Source organism: Sphingobium fuliginis (assembly GCF_015074805.1).
Lineage (GTDB): Bacteria > Pseudomonadota > Alphaproteobacteria > Sphingomonadales > Sphingomonadaceae > Sphingobium > Sphingobium fuliginis.
The window spans coordinates 461,127-478,708 of record NZ_CP060035.1 but is presented as its reverse complement, the minus strand read 5'-3'; the positions used below and the strand labels follow the sequence as shown (position 1 = coordinate 478,708).

Below are 17,582 nucleotides of genomic sequence, written 5' to 3'. Positions count from 1 at the left end.
GGATAGGACGCATGAATGGGGGCAGCACAATCGTCGAATTCTGGCGGGACAAGGACGCAGCGACCGATGATACGGCGCAGGCAGACGACGCCTTGCTTTTGAAACAGGCCGTTCTTGACCTGGAGGATGAGGGCGTGCCTGCGGAAAGCGGCGAGCATGGGATGCGCGCCGCGACATGGGCATTTCCCGCCGCCGGCTTTGGCTGGATCGGCTTTGCCGGTTGGGCGACGCTGTCCTCCGGACAATGGCGCGCCGGGCCCGCGGCGTGGCCGGGGCTGGTCGCGACCATCCTGGTCCCGCTCATCCTGCTCGGCGTCTGTTATCTGCTGCTGCTGCGGAACAGCCGCAGCGAAGCCCGCCGCTATCTCGACACCGCCCGCGCGCTCAGGACCGAGGCGGAACTGCTGGAGCTGCGCGTCGCCCGAATCGCCGGCCAGTTGGAAACCGCACGCCAGAGCATGCAGGATCAGGCGGAACTGCTCGACAGCTATGGCGCCGCCGCCAGCAGCAATATGGAGGCGTCGGCCGAACTGATCGCAAGCCGCGCCAACAGCACCGCCGAACGCGCCGAGTCCGCCGAGCGCGCCGGGCTGGCGCTCGTCCAGCGGATGGAAGCGCTGGTCGCCTCCATCCCGGAGCTGGAGGATCGCGCGACGCGCATGTCCGCGCAGATCATCGACAATGGCCACGCCCTGTCGGAACGCATCGACATGTTGGAGGCTCGGCTGCATGCATTGGGCGAATTGTCGGACGATGCCCGCAGCCGCACGCTTTCGGCAACCAAGAGCCTTTCGAGCCAGCTTATCGAGCTTCAGGAAACCACGCGTTCGGCCACGCAGGAAGTGACCGGCATGGCCGATGTCGCTTCGGGCCGGATCGAGGCGACGACCCTGAGCGCGCGCAAGGCGATGGAGGAGAGCTGGCTCGACATCGAGCAGAAGTCGATCGTGCTGACCGGCCTTACCGATCGCACCAAGTCGGAAATAGCGGAGACCACCCAGTCGGTCATCGCCCTGCTGACGCAGGAATTGAACCGCGTCGAGATCGACGTGCTGCACCGTCTGGAAACCACCCATGGGCGCGCGCAGGAAACCATGGCGGCGGTCGACGCCAATCTGACCGCGCAGGCCGCGTCGCTGAAGGCGCTGATCGAGGGTGCGCAGGCCGGCATTGCTGCCACCAGCCAATCCGCCCTCTCCACCCTGGCGCGCGACACCGAAACCGTGGAGGCCGAACTGCGCCGGCGGGTGGAAGCGGCTATTGCGCAGACCCATGAAGGCATCAGGCTGACCGACGACGGCATCGCCCGCCATGGCGCGGCGCTGGAGGCGCTCATCGCCCGGTCGCGCGACAGCATCGCCGCCATCGGGGATGAGACCGTCACCAGTATAGCGGATCATGTGGGCGAGATCGAAAACCGCCTGCACCAGATCAACGATCTGGTCGAAGGCCAGCGCACGCTTGTATCGGGCCTGCAAAGCAGCCTGGACGATGCGGTCGATTCCGCGCAGTCGCGCTTTGCGGCGATGGAACAGTCCGCGCTCGCCCGCAATGAGCGGTTGACCGAAGCGTTGTCGCGCCTGACCGCCGAAACGCAGCGCATCGATGCCGCCCTGGGGGCTGGCGGCCTGACCGCCGAAAAGCTGATCGGCAGTGCGGAGACGCTGATGGTCGCGCTTGATTCCAGCGTGCGCGAACTCGACGAAACCTTTCCTGCCGCGCTCCAGCGCTTCAACGGCCGGATCGAGACCAGCCGCACCCTGCTCGACAGCGCCGCGCCGGAGATCGAACGGCTGGAGGCCATTTCGGAGGCGTTGCTCGGGCGCACGCAGGAGGCCGAGGAATTGCTGCGCGGCCAGGGACGCCGCCTGACCGAATGGCTGGAAAGCACGCAAAGCGGCGTGGATGCCAATCGCGAACTGGTGGAGAAGCTGCGCAGCGCGCTCGACAACGCGCATCAGGACGCGACGCGCATCACCGAAGGCGCGGGACCGCTGCTCGTCACCGCCCTGCTCCGCGTCAAGGATACCGCCGATCAGGCGGCCGAACGCGCCCGCCAGGCGCTCAGCCGCGCCATCCCCGAAGCGGCGGAGGCGCTTGCCGACGCCAGCGAGCAGGCGATGCAGCGCGCCATCGACGAAAAGGTCACGGCCCAGATCGAAATGGTCGCCAGGGTGGCGGAGGAAGCGGTGAAGGCCGCGCATCAGGCATCCGACCGCCTGACCCGCCAGCTCCTGACCATCGCGGACACCAGCGCCAGCGTGGAAGCGCGGATTGAGGAAGCGGAGCGCGCCGCCGAGGACCGCGACCGCGACCATTTCGCCCGACGGTCGGCGCTGATCATCGAATCGCTCAACAGCACGGCGATCGACGTATCGAAGATACTCTCCAACGATGTCACGGATTCTGCCTGGTCAGCCTATCTGAAGGGCGATCGCGGCGTCTTCACCCGCCGCGCGGTCAAGCTGCTGGACGCGGGCGAATCCCGCGAAATCGCCCTGCATTACGACAATGATCCTGAATTTCAGGAGCATGTGAACCGCTACATCCACGATTTCGAATCGATGCTGCGGATCATCCTGTCGGCCCGCGACGGCAATGCGCTGGGCGTTGCGATCCTTTCATCGGACATGGGCAAGCTCTATGTCGCGCTGGCGCAGGCGATCGAAAGACTGCGGCAATAGGTCGTCGAAGCCTGGCGATAATTCTGCCATCGCCCGCTGCCGTCAAAAAGCATGCGCGCCTCGCAGCGGACCCCGTCGCCCCGGACAAATTCAGTCCGCTGTCGTCGGATCGATCGTCGCGCGTATCTGGGCGATGCTGTTGGCCGGGAATCCCGCCATGTCCGCATGCCGGCGGATCAATTCCTCGCTGGGCGCACGATAGACGCAATAGATCTTGTCATCGGTGACATAGCTGTGAACCCATTGAATATCCGGGCCCAGCTGGCGCAGCACATTGCAGGAGCCCTGCGACGCGCCCTTGAGCTGCTCGCCCGATAATTGGCCGACGCCGGGCATGTCCCGTTCGATCACGAATTGCGGCATGATGTCCTCCCCTGTCTGACAGGCGCGTGGATCATAGACCCTTCATGCTCCCTGTTCGAGGGCGATATTGGGCTAGAGCGCGCTGCGTTAAGTCGTGCGCAGGCCACGCGCTCTAAGCTTTTGTTGTCGCATCGTTTTAAACGCAAAACCGGTTCCCACTTTTGCGCACGATGCTCTAGGCCCTCATCGGCAAGCCCGCCCGCCCCAGGCGCCGCGTTCCACCTGATCGAGATGCAGATGATCGCGATGTGCGGCATTATAGTCGGGCGAAAGGACGGTCGAAAACAACCCGCAGGCGCCGTCACGAACCTCATGCAGAAAATCCGCGTCCTTTCCCCCTCCCTTCCAGTCTGCCGCAATGCCGATCCGGTGTCCGTCCGTCAGGATGAAACCGGCCACATCAATGGCGTCGGCCGTGGCATGCTCGCTGAAATCCCCTGCGCTGCGTCCATAGAGGCGGCGGCAGCTATAAGCGCCGAAATGCGTGACCTTCCGAACCGCGCGGCCGAAATGGCGCCGTGCGGCGGGCTGGACCACCTGCCATTCCCAGAGCTTGAGCGCCGCCGCAACCGGACAGGATGGCGCGACCGCCGCCGGTTCCCATGCGATGGCGTCCTTGACCGGAGTCAGCCGCACGGCGTCGGCATGGGCGCACTGGCCCTCGCCCCCCGGCTTCATGCGGGAATAGGCAATGCCCGCCCGATCCAGCAGGGCGCGGCATTGGGCAGGACGGCCGGTCAGCGAGGCAAGCTTGCGGCCGGTGAAGAGGCCGACCGGCTGGGATAGATCAAGCCGAGTCCAGGGGATATTCTGGGGCCGGCGGCTGACATGGGCATAGCCGATCAGGCAAAGGCTCAGAACCGCCGCGACATGGACAAGGCGGCGCAGGAAGAGGTGGATTCGGCGCATGCCTCAAGCACGCCGGACCGTCCCCATTGGTTCCGACGTCACCGGATAACCGAGATGATCGGGAATGCAGAGATGCGGTTCCCCATTTCTCTCCTCGAACCAGGGCGTCACCTTCTCGACCGGGGTCGACAGGGCATGCGCCGCCAGATCATCGAAGCGACCGAATTGGGCGAGCCGCTCCAGATTGCGCCGCGTCGGAAAGATGATCTGCCCCTCGCCCCGGTCGCATCGGGCCAGCGTTTCCGCTGCGCTGCTCCAGAACAGTTGCACATTTTCGGTGGCATCGACGCTCGCGGCCTGTCCTTCCGGCGCCTCAGCGATGTAGAAGCGGGTATCGAACACCCGCTGCGCCTGCTCCAGGCGCGCGGGGTGCCAGCGGGCAAAGGGCAGCAGCCGATCCAGCGCGATTTCCAGCCCATGATCGCTGAGGATGTCGCCAAGCCCGGCCCCTGCCCCCAGCGCCTGCCGCATGGCCGCGATCCGATCGGCCGCCAGCGGCGATGTGAAGGCAATGGCGAGACCGCTTTCCTCCAGCGTCTCCCGAATGGCGGCGATCCGCGCCGCCGCCTCGTCCAGAGGCAGGCCACCAGCGATCTTCGCTGCAAGAGCATGATCGCCCGCATCCACCGCGCCACCGGGAAAGACCAGCGCGCCCGCGGCGAAGACCATGCTGGACGCCCGTTCCATCATCAGGATTTCCGCGGCGGCATCCGGGCGGTCGCGCAGGATGACCACCGTCGCAGCGGCGCGGCCTTCGGAAAGCATATCTGTCATGAAACCGCCATAGGCATCGAAATCGCCGGCGGTAAAGTCCCTTCCGGTCAATCCCGGAAGGGATTGGTGGAGCCGAGGGGGAGAGCGGTCAGCGCCCCTATCTATTTCAATTTCCTAGGTAACATTTGCATTGCTACAGGCATTTAGATAGCGTCTGAGTGTAGCATTTTCAAACATAAATACCGGGGAAGTGCTGTTTCCTCCCAATCCGACTGGCAGAAGGGACAGTGGCTTGGGTTAGAACTCAAAGGCCGCCTGTTTCTCATCGTCATTTTTCTCCGACACAGGCGACACACGCACCCCTGAACCACCCATTGTGATCTCTAGCCTGGTGCCATCCTCCAAACGAATGATCGGACTTGGCCCTGCGGCCAGAAGGGAGGGAAAGGGAACAGTAAAAGTGCCATCTTGCTCACTGATCTGGCCCAACTGTCCCAGCGGAATGGTAAACCGGGCAGATTGACGATTTTCTGCAAGCCAACCGGGCCAGGCAGTTTCCAAAAGAACCACATTGCGTTCGAACCCACCCCGCGAAACCCGCTTTTGATTGGCTGCTTCCTGAACATCACTCCAATCAACGCCAGTGATATTGGCGAGAGACCGGACCACCTCAAGCAGGTCTGCGAGTTCAGCGGTTACGTCCTGCGGTGTGTCGGCAGCGAGAAGTTCATAGCTTTCTTCAAGCAGCTTCCCTACGAGCGCGGCGCGCGCCTCCTCCTTTGCGATCTCCGCCAGTGTTACCGTTTCGCCGCCCTCGGTGATCTTGTTCGGAATATCATCCCGAACGAGCTTTCTGAACACCCGCCTTTGCCGTGTCCGACTTCTAGTCGGCTCGTTCAATGCAATGACAGGGACACCGGCCTTTTCGATTACGTAGAACGCATGGCCCAATATGGAGCCGGTCAATCCGACAGGGAAATCTCGATCTTTTGCAACCGCGATCACCTTATCCAGAAAGGCTTGGCTTCGGAAAAGCTCTGGATCGTCGGGGTCCAATTGGAGAAGATAGCCCGCCTTATTCAGGGCGGCTGCTTTTTCCAAATCGCTCATCGACCGGATGACAAACCGCTTCTTTGCAGGAGAAACACTGCGCTCCTTGGGGGAATGCTCTGCCGGAGCCATAGAAAACCAAGGGATATTCCGTTGCAGGCCCGTTTCTTCGGGGACCTGGCAGAACCACATGATCTGGATGTCGCGCCCAAGGCGATGCGCGATCTCATGAGTTCGCAAGGCCACCTCAGCCAGATCAGGGGTAGGTAAGCTTCGCCAGCGAGTCGCCCGCCGAGCTACCCGAACGACCTCCCATAACCCTGTAGGAGCTTCCTGCAAAAACGCATGTTTATATCTTAAGCGTTCGCTGGACTGCTGCTTGCGGCGGACGTCATATTCATAACTATCATGCGGGAGATATTGGAGACCGTCCGGCAAGCCCCACAAGCTATCGACTCGAACGATTTGACTATCTTTGCGGGCCACTGCCCATGCTGCCGTTACAGACGGAATGAATTTATGAAGAATGAAGCAAAGGTTTTCTGCTGACACACCTGCCGCACCGAAATCGCTAATAGTTTTTGTGATGAACGACACTGCTTCGACAGAACCGACAGTATGGGTTCTAGGAAGATTAAGGCTACTCACGCCAGATGCCTTACAGTCCGTCCTACAAACCACGCGACCGTGAGCGAAACCTTCTAAATCGCGCGCAAAATCGTAGCCATCAGCAAAGCTTTTAAGAAACTTGTCGCCGGTAATATGGATTAAAGTCGGATAGCCCGCCCGATCCGCAGAAAAATCGGCGGCCTTGTCAATCTTTCGCCAACCTGCCTGCCCGGTCAGCGACGCTACCTGAAATGGCGATCCCATCGGTAATTCGCCAGGAGGACGAAAGTCACCGTCTCTTAGAAAGGCTGTGGGATCGACCCCTTTCTCTGGCTGATCCTCCTCGAAATCGAGTTGAAATAACCACAGATCATCCACAGTGGCTCCCCATTCAAGATGGGTTCGCCCTGCGTGCAACCGGGTGCACCACCTCCCTATCTTTCGGAACAGCTTGGTGAAGTCGCTGGGTCGATGCCCGAATGGTCTTAGCTGGAGCGCTTCGTCAGGCGGAGTGTCACGTTGGGAATTGAAACGCCCGCCGGGTTTATCCGCTGGTTCATATTCCCACATCCACTGATTGATCGTTTTGGAAACTCGTTGCTCATTTGACATGTGCCCAAGGGCCAGATGGGGAACCCGCGCTTGCACCACAATAGCCATCGCTCCGGGCGATCCGTCACTAAGGAAACGTTGAAACACTTGCAGGATAGCGCGTGCAATCATCGCGCCATCATAATCCGCCGCGAGTTCAACAGAGTCGTTGGAGCCGCGCTCGCTCAGTGTTTCCTCAGTAGCGCTTGACCGGACAGTAACTCCCCGATCCCACCGAGCATCCCATTTCCTTGCCTCCTGTGCCGCAATCTCGGCGACTGTAGCGATGATGAAGGCAGCAGCCCGCGCCGGAGATGCATCGCGCCAGCGCTCATAGATAGCCCCTTCAATCACGATGAAAGGAGGCGTCCATTCACTTGGCAGGAGTGCTAACCCAGCGGCCTTCCTACCGATACGCTTGGCAAGAGAAGATCGCCTGTCCGGGGCGACTGGAGCATTTTGAATGGCAAGAATTTGGGGTGCGATTTCTCGCAGCACATCCTCTTCCGCCATAATGCCTCGTCGCAACCTCACGATTTCAGAACGGATTAATCGTCCCCACCTTTGAACTTGGAATCTACAGTCCCGAACCAGCGAACTGCGAGATTTTGTAGCGCTGCTAGAACATTGTCTGAAAAATATCCTAACAAGAAGCCCGCCCCAAGAGCGCGATAGAAATTTTCAAACGCTTTGGCGTTCAGAAAGGGAACGATCTCGGCTGCCACCATGAACGCGACAAAGACGGCAAAAACTCCAGATAGCGGGGGCACAATCAGCCTCCACAAAATGCGGTCTCGGTTCCATGTCCATTTAGCAACGGAATGGTATAGCCATTTCAACGCGAAAGCAGTTCCTCCTGCCGATCCACTCAACGCTATTGACAGCCAGATCAAAAAGCGTCGGTCCTTGGGATAACTTATCCCGAATGGGAGCGTCCCTGCATCAGCGGGCGCGTCAGCAGCCACCAACATTCCGATAGAGAGCAAGACATAGGCGACGGCGACTAACGCCGCAAAAAGGAACGTGAACTCAAATCCGATTTGCGCCCATGCACCAAGCGGATAGCGCGATGCGAATTCGCCGGGCTTACGGCCATCCGTCAGTTCCACAGCCGGTTGTGGAACTTCATCCCCTACGCGGTGTGAAACACCTCCACAGTCTTCGTGAGGTTCTGAATGTCCGGATGCGCCTTGTAATCCCACGCTTGTTCCCTGCCGAGTTTTTCCGCAATCACGCGTCGAACCCACTGGGACCGAGGCTCACGCATTACCCCCGTAAGACCATGGCGGTCCCCCGGACTCCAGATACTTACATATTCTCCGAAATCGGGAATAGTCGCATCGAAGTTAGCTGCGTTGTCGTGATCCGTCCACTGCATGTTATCATCAAGTTTTTCGCGGGCCGCCTTCAAAAGATCGAACTCAAGCGGAACAATATGAAGGTGCGCCTGATCGACACCGCATCCAACAGGGCCGCCTATTGTATCATTCCCGTGCTCAAAGGCGTATGCCCTGCCGGGGAATGCGTCCACCTTGGCTACAACCGTGGAAATAAAATTGTGCAACTCGCTGCGCTCCACATTCGTGAGCAGGCGCAAATTAAGGAGGGGGCGGCGCGGGACAATGAGCAGCCACCCCGCGACCATCGAACCCAATGAAGGAAATGCAACGAACGATTCGCTCTCGCAAACGATCTTGTCCCACGGCTTCCGGCCCTGACTATGAGAACTTAGTATAGCTTGGAAACGATGCACTTCTATCTCCGCCTAGCTCCCATCGACGCAACGAGATGCGGCCCTAGATACCAGAATCCCGCGCCTTAGAAGAACAATTTCTGCTTGGGAATCAAAAATGTTCTTTATCGGGTCCGAGGTGGGTGAAGACTCCTGATTTATCCCCCGAACGTAGCGGGTGCGGCAAGCCCCTTCCGGATCACTCCGACCCCACCGGGACAACAAAAAAAGCTGCCGGGCAGGACGCCATCAGTAGCAAGTAATGCACTTAATAGCAGAGTTAGGATTGATACCCGAAGGTTGGATCGCGGGTTGCTGGACCGATGAGGGACCAAAGGTGGTAGCACGGGGCGGCTGAAACGGGATTTCTTCAGCGGTAAACACGTTGATGAGTTGGCCGGGGGCAATGACCGCCGAGCGACCTGTGATGATTGCTGCACCTAAAAGAGCGCCAGTTGTGTTACCACGCCCTTCCTGACGGACGGACCCGCGTAACGCCCAGTCCCTTCCACCTGAACGCACGGAATTGAAGGTCAACTCGAACTTCGCGGACTTGCCGACAATGCCCTTGCCCGTCCGCCAACTGACGGTCGCCTTTACCGGCGCACCCCGGCGAATAACGACCGCGCCATCTTCCACCACGTCGTTGACCACCATAAAGTTACGGATTTGGCCGACCCTCATTTCCTTGGAGGTGATCTCTTCCGTAGGCGTGACTACAACCAATGTGTTCACCGGAACAACGATAGCTGTGGCACCCCCGACCTGCACCGATGAACTCGGCTCGGCATTTACCGAAGAGGCAAGAGCGAGAAAAGCGACACAAAGCGCACTACGCGTCATCAGCATAAAACCCCCCCATTTTAAAACCAAAAGAAAACGGGCCGGATTTTCACCCGGCCCGCCAGCTTGATTACATTCGGAAGCCAATGCCTCCGAGGAACTGATGGCGATCAAAGCCCAGGCGGACGCTTTCGGTCCCCGCACTCACCTTGTAGTCGTTGTAATTGGTGTAGCGATATTCAACCTTCGCGTAGACGTTGCGGGTGAAGGCGATTTCCGCGCCCACTGACCCGCGAAGGCCACCCTTGCTGTCGGAAATGGCGAAATTGTTGGTCGGGTCCCCTTGGTCAACATAAGTGATCTTCGCCTTGCCGTTCACATAGCCAGCGCCGACATACATCATGACATTGCTGCCCAGTTCGCGGCCGACGCGCCCGCCCAATTCGTAATTGCGGCGGACTTTGAAGCAGGCTTCGTCGCTTCCAAAAATGGCCGAGCAACGCTTGTTATCGGCAAAGTCGATATTGCCTTGCACACCGACAATCCAACCGTCGCCCATCGGATAATCGTAGCCGATGGCGACACCATAAACGGCCCCGCTGGTATGCTCGCTTTCGCTGATGTTGTTCGCGGGTGCCGCGCTATCCTTATAGGACAGTTTGCCTTTGACACGATCAAAGCCGCCAAAGGCTTCAATCCGCGCCCCGGAGAAGGTTTGAGCCATAGCCGGAGCAGCCGATAGAACGGAAGCAGAAATCAATGCAATTTTCAGAATGATGCGCATAGTCCCCCTCAACTATTTAGAGAAAATAATCTTATTTTCTTTAGCGCCCAAAATTCAATTAACTTTCAACTCTGAAATAAGCAACACAGAAATTGAAATTTTCAAACCGATAATATCTATAACCTTCGTCATATTTTTATTCCGAATTTCGAAATAATATCGACTTCAAGCTGCTAGACCTCGGTGCCTTTACTACACCGCGATCTCCGCAATCCCCTCACAAAGCCTTTCTTCGCGGCTTGTAACCGCTTCTGCAATTTCAACAATTCCGGACTTTTGGGAGGTAGCTTGGCATTTTGAGAAGCCCGCCTTTTGCCCTCCGCCGTGGTAGGTCCGGTCGATTTATCCCAAGGCTGCCACTTCCGAATTGCTGCGGCCTGCTTCGCACGGCGTTCTGGCGTCCAAGCGCTGGATGTTCCCATCGTGTTGCCTTTCAATAGTTCGTTTCCTTAAAAAACGAACAAATTTGAACACATGAAAAATCAAAATAATAAACAATTGCAATACAATACATCACACACAACATCGCTGCAATCGCATCGTCATTTGTGCGCCATGAGCACAGATCATTAAAGGCCTTGAGAGGAATTTGAGATCAGTGGAGAGTAATGCAGTTCGCATTCAGTTCCGAATACCATAATCATCCTAACCCTATTCCCCTTGTTACGATCAAGCCATTCTGTCGCCGGGAAATTTGCGCTTGGAAACCGTTCGAACGGTGCCCCATAGATACCTTCCAAGTCAGATTGGATGTTTCTACATAAGTTTTGGTCTTTGCTATGGAGATCAACCAAGCTCAACCGACCTGATGTGAAATAGTAATCCACATCGATTTTATTGCTCCCAATCATGTAAACGCCGCTGACATCTCGTGTGCTGCCGCGCATATTGCTTTGGCCATCACCTCTCCAAGCAGTGCCTTTGCTCGCGCCAATGACCTCATCTGCCGTCATGTTCCAAGTCGTGAACTGCCAATGCGCCATGGCGTCCGATCCGAACAGAAAGACTGCGGCAGCCGCGACGGAAAGCGTGATCCGCCTTTGCATGAAAATCCATCCCACTGTTTCGCTCCCTTCCCCTTTGAAAGAACATGAACTTCCGACTTTCGGCCTTGCTCGCCCCATGCCTGCAAAAGCCTATTGCGACTGGAATGAAAAACTCACGCCATCTGCTGGAGCCGAGGCCGCAAGCTGTTCACGAATTGGTTAGCGACCGTGGCCATCCACTTGCGCTGCGTATCTTCCACAGAGGCGCCCCAAGGCTGCGGTGAAGGCATGCTGACGCTGAGCGTCGGAACATCACCATCGTTCCAACGCGGCGCAGCTATGCCCGTTGAAGCAAATTCGGCTTCAATTGCCCCCGCGTCAGCCTGCAACATTGTGAATGCCGCCATACCCTCGACACCGGGGAAGCGGACTTGCGCTCCCAATCCGCCCTCGGCACGGCTGCGATAAACGTTGACATAGAAGTCCTGTGGCAATGGCACACGAACCCAGCCCACGCCCCCACTTCGGGCGGCTGGTTGCCCTGGATCGTCAAAATGCATTGCGGCAATCAGCTTTTGGGCGAACTCACGCCATGCCGTGCCTGCCTCCGATGGAGCGCGACTATCCACCACCGAAACCTGCGTCACCGGATCGACGACCAACCCCGGAACTTCGCTACGAATGACATGGCGTTCGATCAGCGCGGTTTGCGCCAATATACGCGGGTTCATAATGGCCTGGGTTGCCCCTGCGGCATCCATGAAACGATATTCAGCCATTTCGACAAGCGCGAAAGAAAAGGCGAGGCCCGGCTGGTCACGCAGATATTCGCCAATACGCCGCGTGCCCTCAGCGATCCCGTCTCCCAACACAAGCAGAAGGAAGCGACCGGCAGCCAGATCGCGGGTCACACGGTCCACAAATTCGGCTTCTGACAAGGTGCTGCCCGCCTCTTGGGCCAAAGCGAAAAGGACATTACCTTGGCGCTTGGTGGCAATCGATACCTGCCGCTGCAAATCATCATAGGCGAACCGGCTCAGTTCCCGCGCATAGTCGAGTATCTGGCCAACCACTTCCCGCCGCGCTTGCGGATTTCGCCATAGCTTGCATTCGACAATGACCAACCGCCCAAATTCATCGATCAGAACGACATCGACAAAACCGACGCCGGGAATGGAAAGCTCGGTGGTCACGGTGACGAGCGCGCCATAGTTCGGGTCTATGTCGTGCACCGGCAGGATCGAGGGATGATCGGCAATCAAATCGCGCAATATGGCTTCGCGGCGCGCTTCGCCTTGCGGCACGCGATGCACGACCTGTGGCGCATCACCAAGCAAAATCAATGTCATCGCGTCGCCCCCCTCGTATAGCGCGACGCTGCCGCCCGGCCCTCGTCGCACCTATGTCCCCTCGGAGCGACGGCCAAAGCCGGATGTTCGAAAACCTGCTAGTCACAGGCGCATGCGCCTTTACCGTTACCGGCTGGACATGCGCGCATGCCACCCGGCCCCAGTGAAACTGTGACCGAGCCTGACTAGAAGGGGTTTCGACGCCCCGCTTCCCGGCTTTCACGGGAAGCAGGCTAACCTTGGAGCGTTGGCCAAAGAAGTTCAAGTCATAAGAATAGGATCGAGCATCGGGCAGCTAATGCGCCAGGTTCAATCCAGGCGTGCAACCAGTTGCACGGCCAGATCGTCCGGCAGTCTTATGCCAGGAGATCATTCCCTGCTTTGAGGGCTGTGCACCAGCTAACGACCGAGTGGTGAACCACAGGTCGATAACCATTGGCCAACACCCTGACCATAGAGGCCGGGGTCAACACCCTATGCCGGGCTGATTTTGAAAAGAGGATCGGACTTTCATATCCGTGCCAATGCCACGGCAGCAATGATCCACCCCAGAAAAGACAGGCTCCATGCCCTTCGACATCGACAAATGTTCCATCGGGCAATTGAGCAACGGGCATGGCTGAGAGGTCAAATTCCACTTGGGCAGTGGGCGGCTGGCGCAGCACCTCGTCCATTTGGCGTGCCGACACAAATCTGGAGGCAGGGAGGCCGAGCGCTCGCTTCCATGCGCCCTTGAATTCGTCGAGCATCTCTGCCCGGCATTCACCGCAAGGGCGATGACCGACAGCCATGGCGACAGCTTCGTCGAGGAAGAAAAGCGGGTAATATCTTCCGGGACGTTCAAACGTGATTTTGCGACCGCTCTGGTGGATCAGGAGGCAACTGATCCAAGCATCGCGCGCGGATAACTTGCCACCATATGAGCCGTCCGGAGCGTGGAGGTCGCCGCGATTGCCCATGAAGAGGCCCCGCGCTGACACTGCGGCGATTTCTCCAGTGGGTGACACTCGGTTCTGCCGTGGCCGCATAATGTCACCCACGGCTAAGCAAATTCCCGACCTGAACAGCCGTCCATTTTCCACCGCGTGCCGCTCGAACCCCTCTGGCGGCCAATGCTGATGCGATTGCCCGGTTACTTGTAACCCCCTGGGCTTGAATATGTCGGATGATCGGAAGGACGTTCGACGCGAACCGGGCAGCGGCGGCCTTGTTCGCGGCAGCCCCGGCAAGCTGGGCTTCGCGGAGATTGGTTCTGTTGCCGAGGATGGCACCTGCGTCCCGCTTCCTCGCCAGCGCCGCCTTTGTGCGTTCGGAGATCAGCGCCCGCTCCTTTTCGGCCAGTGCCGCATAGAGGTGGAGAAGGAAAGGGTCTGTATCCAACCCAAGCTCGGCCACGATGAACGGGACGCGCTGCGACATCATCCCACTGATGAAATGCACGTCACGGGAAAGCCGATCAAGTTTGGCGACGATGATGGGGCATTTGACCCGCTGGGCAGCCTGCAACGCCGCCGCCAACTGCGGCCTTCGATCCAGCGCGTCCGCCCCCTTCCCGGTTTCCACCTCCGTGAACCAGTCGAGAACCTCTATTCCTTCGCGTTCCGCAAATCTCGCTATCGTTTCGCGTTGAGCATCCAAGCCAAGGCCGGAGCGACCCTGCTGCGAAGTCGAGACTCGCGTGTAACCTACACATGTAGAATTTTGCGTAATCTGTTTCACAGATTTATCGGCCCGTAATAACTCTTAACGAACGATTTGACTTGTTAATCGATACTAAATCGCAAATCCTTCGTCAAGTAAGTACTTAAATTGAAACGTTTTTTATTATTGACGAATCATTTGCGACATGTTGACATTGAGCAACACCTCCTTCAGATGCTGGCAATTTAAAGATGACGCAATTTCAACGCGGGCGTGCTCGCGACACACAAAAAATCAGCGATGATGCTCGTGCCTTACTTTGGAAAATCAGCGAAACGGCGAATGAAGGCGGGCGGCCAGCGCGCTTGCGACGCCTTACTCACGCATATCTCAATTCAAGAATTGCCCGCCATTGGGCCGCATTGAGGGCATTGCCATTCACGGCCTCGGACAGATCGGTCATGAGGCTTGCCGAGCGCATCAATCCATTTGAGACCGTGACCGGACATATTCATTGGCGGAATGAACCAAAGAAATCCGGTGCAGGATATCGAATTATTTGCGCACTTCCACCGGCGCTCAGAGGCAGCCATTTCCTCATCAAGGACGTGCTGGAGGCGCAATTCTGTTCACCACAGCACATTTACGACATCAAAGGCCGGGGAAGAGATTGTGCAGCCCTGGCCATAAAAAGAGCACTGGAAGCTGGCTATGAACATTGCTTCATTGGGGATGTGCGTGACTGCTATCAGCACGTATCAGCAAGCAGCCTAGCCGATCAGCTTCCCTTGCCTAGGTCGGTAGTCAGTTCCGCACTTGACTACCGCAACCTAGCCCTAAGGCACCGTAGAGCCAATAGTGTATCTGGCGGTATCTATGCCTCCTTAGGTCACGGATGGAACGGGCCGCAAGGTTTGCTTCAAGGGTCACCGGCATCAAGCATCATACTGGCCATGCTGTTCGCCCGCATGGCTGCACAAATCGATCCCCACGATTGCTTGCTCTTCACAGTCAGCGATAACCTGCTGATTGCGGCAAAGTCTGAACCGGTGCTGGCTACGACTATTTCCTTGATACGTGATTTTTTTCACGGGCATCCTGCTGGTCCGTTCGATCTGAAACCTGACAGCCGCGTCGTTGGGAAAAGATGCCCATTCGAGTTCCTTGGCTACGCATTCGAGTTCGTGTCGAACGGCGTGGCAATCGAACCCAGCCATGCCGGTTGGGACCGCCTCTATGGCCGGATTGTAACCGCACTGGACCGCGATCTACTTCGTGAAGATAGGGTGGCCTCGGAAAGCGAGGCAGCCATCCGAGACAGCTTCAGTGGTTACAGCGCTTGGACCAACCGTGAAGGGTGGAAGCAAGACTTTCTTGAAAATGCGTGGGGCACAGTGAAAAATCATGCATATGGACCATCCTTGCTTCCTGAAACCTACTGTTGACGCGGATTGGCGCTACGCTGTTTTGGGCTGGATGAAAAAATATCTGCCACTTATCGCATTGCTGGCGTGCGCCGGATGCTCCAATGCCTGCCAGAATACCGTTGCATCTCGTGCCCTGTCCCCTGACGGCATTCATTCTGCTATTCTATTCCAGCGTGATTGTGGCGCGACGACGGGTTTCTCGACCCAAATCTCGGTGTTGGGCAACGGCGGAGCACCCAGCGGCAGCGGCAATGCCTATCAAGCAGATGACAATCATGGGGTCGCTGCGGTAGGCGATTGGCAAGGGCCTTGGGCAAATATGCGTTGGCTTGGGACAGATCGCCTCCTAATCCGCTATGCTACGAAATCTCGCATTTTTGCGCAGGAAAGCGAAGTGGACGGGGTCAAGATCGACTACCAGCAGGTAGACCGCTAGCGACCAGAAATTGCCTTTGAAAGGGGCTATTCCTCTCGCCAATAGCGGTCATAGGCGAAAAGCGGCCAGCAATCCCTGTGGTCTAACGAGGGACTCCCGGCGGACTCTCATGCAGGGGAGCGTAACCGATTGAAAATGCGTCTGCGCAGTTGAGGTGATAGCGTTCTGGGCGACCAGCGATTACATTTTTCGCCTTAGCGATTGCATCTTGTTCGCTTCCGGGATGGGCCTGGGAAAGTTGCGCCGCAAAATAGCCGCTTGCTGCATCTTCATACCGTGACGTCTTGTTCTGCGCATGGAGCTTTTCAGCCTCTGCTGTCATCACGACATAGCAAACGGAAGAGAAGTCAAACGGCATTCCGCCCGGTAGCGGCGGCGGAAGACCAGGATTGACCGCCTGCGCCGGTGCCAAGACACTGGTGGAAGCTGCCAAAGCCAGTAGCAGAAGAAGCATCCACATCCCTTGATTTTGCCATGACAAGCGCCGACGCTCACCCCTAATTTCGAAGCCGCTGTAACGTTCAGAACGTCAGCTTGCCACCATTTTGATGGAAAAGCTGATCGTCTCCAAACCACCCCGCATCGTCGCTCCCTTCCAACGAATGCCGCTATGCTTAGGATACCCTGCTAGTCCGCTGCGGGCTTGGAAAGCCACCCGGCGGCAGGCGACCATTTGTGGACAGGGGCAAACAATCATACACAGCCTTCATGCGGACGTTTTTCATCCTTGGCATCGCTCTGGCTCTAACCGCGTGCGACGCATGGCCCACTGTTGTTGATAATCGTGCCCAAGGGCCGATCTCGGTCCGATATCTGCATCAGGACTATGATTACTGGTCTGCACCGTTTCCCATCAAAGCTGGATTCGCGATGTCTTTTGCAAGAGCGCATTGGATACAGGAAATCCGTGGGCTTCGGATCAAGGATGGGGGACGCGATTATGGATGGTCGGCAGCGGGAATAGCGCGTCTCGCTTCGGCATGTCCCAGCAGCGAATTTTCAAGGAGGTTTTCAGGCGCTGGTAACTGCTATCTGGTTTACCTTGGAGGGGGGCGCTTGAAGGCGACGGCAGATCTCCCAATCGGATTGCAATACGAGCAGATCGGAAACGGCAGCTAACTGCCCAACGCCGCTCAGAACCCGACAGTCCCCTTTCCACCCAAGCCAGCCACCAACTCCGCTGCTTCAACCGGCACGGTCTATTCGTGATTAGGTGGTTTGCGAAAAGATTAGCCCGGTGGAGGATTTAGCCGGAATATTTTAGCTATCAGAGCAAGAACGCCGAACGAAAGGAAACAGAAATAAATCAGGGCCGCGCGAATGGTTTTGCCATCATGCACATTTTCTGCGCACCACTTCCAATAGAAAAAGGATAGCGCCAGAAATATGATCCATACAGCCGCTATCCGCGCGCGCCTCATTCCAACCTCCACCCAATCTGTTGATCTTATTCATGTCGATGCGTTAGAAATCAAATTCGATTTTAAAGGCCTGCTTCCGGAAATTTAAAATCCAGCGATAAAT

General features: G+C 57.5%; 17 protein-coding genes. 4 read left to right on the top strand and 13 right to left on the bottom strand.

The genetic code is table 11. From position 1 onward, the window contains the following. Positions 1-11: 11 nt before the first annotated feature. Entirely contained in the window at positions 12-2,684 is a 2,673-nt protein-coding gene (locus H5V43_RS02275; RefSeq protein WP_025549275.1) for a coiled-coil domain-containing protein, read from the top strand. A gap of 90 nt (positions 2,685-2,774) precedes the next feature. On the opposite strand, the gene H5V43_RS02270 is transcribed toward H5V43_RS02275, so the two are convergent. From H5V43_RS02270 to H5V43_RS02215, 12 genes are all read right to left on the bottom strand, one after another. Then, positions 2,775-3,047, bottom strand: coding sequence for a DUF4242 domain-containing protein (locus H5V43_RS02270; RefSeq protein WP_025549276.1), 273 nt, complete (start codon positions 3,045-3,047; stop codon positions 2,775-2,777). 183 nt (positions 3,048-3,230) lie between these two features. Beyond that, positions 3,231-3,956, bottom strand: coding sequence for an extensin-like domain-containing protein (locus tag H5V43_RS02265; protein ID WP_025549277.1), 726 nt, complete (start codon positions 3,954-3,956; stop codon positions 3,231-3,233). A 3-nt stretch (positions 3,957-3,959) separates the two neighbouring features. Beyond that, complete coding sequence (locus H5V43_RS02260) at positions 3,960-4,730, bottom strand: NUDIX hydrolase (protein ID WP_025549278.1); 771 nt, start codon at positions 4,728-4,730, stop codon at positions 3,960-3,962. Between the two features lie 237 nt (positions 4,731-4,967). Beyond that, a complete protein-coding gene (locus H5V43_RS02255) occupies positions 4,968-7,433 on the bottom strand; it encodes a nucleoside triphosphate pyrophosphohydrolase (protein WP_128830748.1) in 2,466 nt (821 codons plus the stop codon). 35 nt (positions 7,434-7,468) lie between these two features. Next, the gene (locus tag H5V43_RS02250; RefSeq protein WP_025549280.1) at positions 7,469-8,029 is read right to left on the bottom strand and encodes a hypothetical protein; all 561 of its coding nucleotides are present in this window, start codon (positions 8,027-8,029) and stop codon (positions 7,469-7,471) included. 23 nt (positions 8,030-8,052) lie between these two features. Then, positions 8,053-8,673, bottom strand: coding sequence for an HIT domain-containing protein (locus H5V43_RS02245; RefSeq protein WP_157846852.1), 621 nt, complete (start codon positions 8,671-8,673; stop codon positions 8,053-8,055). Positions 8,674-8,901: 228 nt separating this feature from the next. Next, positions 8,902-9,609, bottom strand: coding sequence for a hypothetical protein (locus H5V43_RS02240; protein WP_193666739.1), 708 nt, complete (start codon positions 9,607-9,609; stop codon positions 8,902-8,904). Beyond that, positions 9,566-10,219 (bottom strand): outer membrane protein, encoded by a 654-nt coding sequence (locus H5V43_RS02235; protein WP_193666738.1) that lies wholly within the window; start codon positions 10,217-10,219, stop codon positions 9,566-9,568. Before H5V43_RS02235 ends, H5V43_RS02240 begins: the two co-directional genes overlap by 44 nt. A gap of 569 nt (positions 10,220-10,788) precedes the next feature. Next, complete coding sequence (locus tag H5V43_RS02230) at positions 10,789-11,280, bottom strand: hypothetical protein (protein WP_128830751.1); 492 nt, start codon at positions 11,278-11,280, stop codon at positions 10,789-10,791. A 98-nt stretch (positions 11,281-11,378) separates the two neighbouring features. Further along, complete coding sequence (locus H5V43_RS02225) at positions 11,379-12,554, bottom strand: PDDEXK family nuclease (protein WP_025549283.1); 1,176 nt, start codon at positions 12,552-12,554, stop codon at positions 11,379-11,381. Between the two features lie 356 nt (positions 12,555-12,910). Continuing rightward, a complete protein-coding gene (locus H5V43_RS02220; RefSeq protein ID WP_128830752.1) occupies positions 12,911-13,513 on the bottom strand; it encodes a hypothetical protein in 603 nt (200 codons plus the stop codon). A gap of 73 nt (positions 13,514-13,586) precedes the next feature. Then, on the bottom strand, positions 13,587-14,273 hold the full coding sequence (locus H5V43_RS02215) for a recombinase family protein (protein ID WP_025549284.1): 687 nt from the start codon (positions 14,271-14,273) through the stop codon (positions 13,587-13,589). Between the two features lie 173 nt (positions 14,274-14,446). On the opposite strand from H5V43_RS02215, the gene H5V43_RS02210 reads away from it, so the two are divergent. After that, on the top strand, positions 14,447-15,640 hold the full coding sequence (locus H5V43_RS02210; protein ID WP_128830753.1) for an RNA-dependent RNA polymerase family protein: 1,194 nt from the start codon (positions 14,447-14,449) through the stop codon (positions 15,638-15,640). Then, complete coding sequence (locus tag H5V43_RS02205) at positions 15,600-16,058, top strand: hypothetical protein (protein ID WP_128830754.1); 459 nt, start codon at positions 15,600-15,602, stop codon at positions 16,056-16,058. The genes H5V43_RS02210 and H5V43_RS02205 overlap by 41 nt, the downstream gene beginning before the upstream one ends. An 82-nt stretch (positions 16,059-16,140) precedes the next feature. Here the strand turns inward: H5V43_RS02205 and H5V43_RS02200 are convergent, their stop codons facing one another. Next, a complete protein-coding gene (locus H5V43_RS02200; RefSeq protein ID WP_128830755.1) occupies positions 16,141-16,512 on the bottom strand; it encodes a hypothetical protein in 372 nt (123 codons plus the stop codon). 932 nt (positions 16,513-17,444) lie between these two features. Here H5V43_RS02200 and H5V43_RS23745 point away from each other — a divergent pair. Beyond that, a complete protein-coding gene (locus tag H5V43_RS23745; protein WP_274599455.1) occupies positions 17,445-17,567 on the top strand; it encodes a hypothetical protein in 123 nt (40 codons plus the stop codon). Positions 17,568-17,582: the final 15 nt, after the last annotated feature.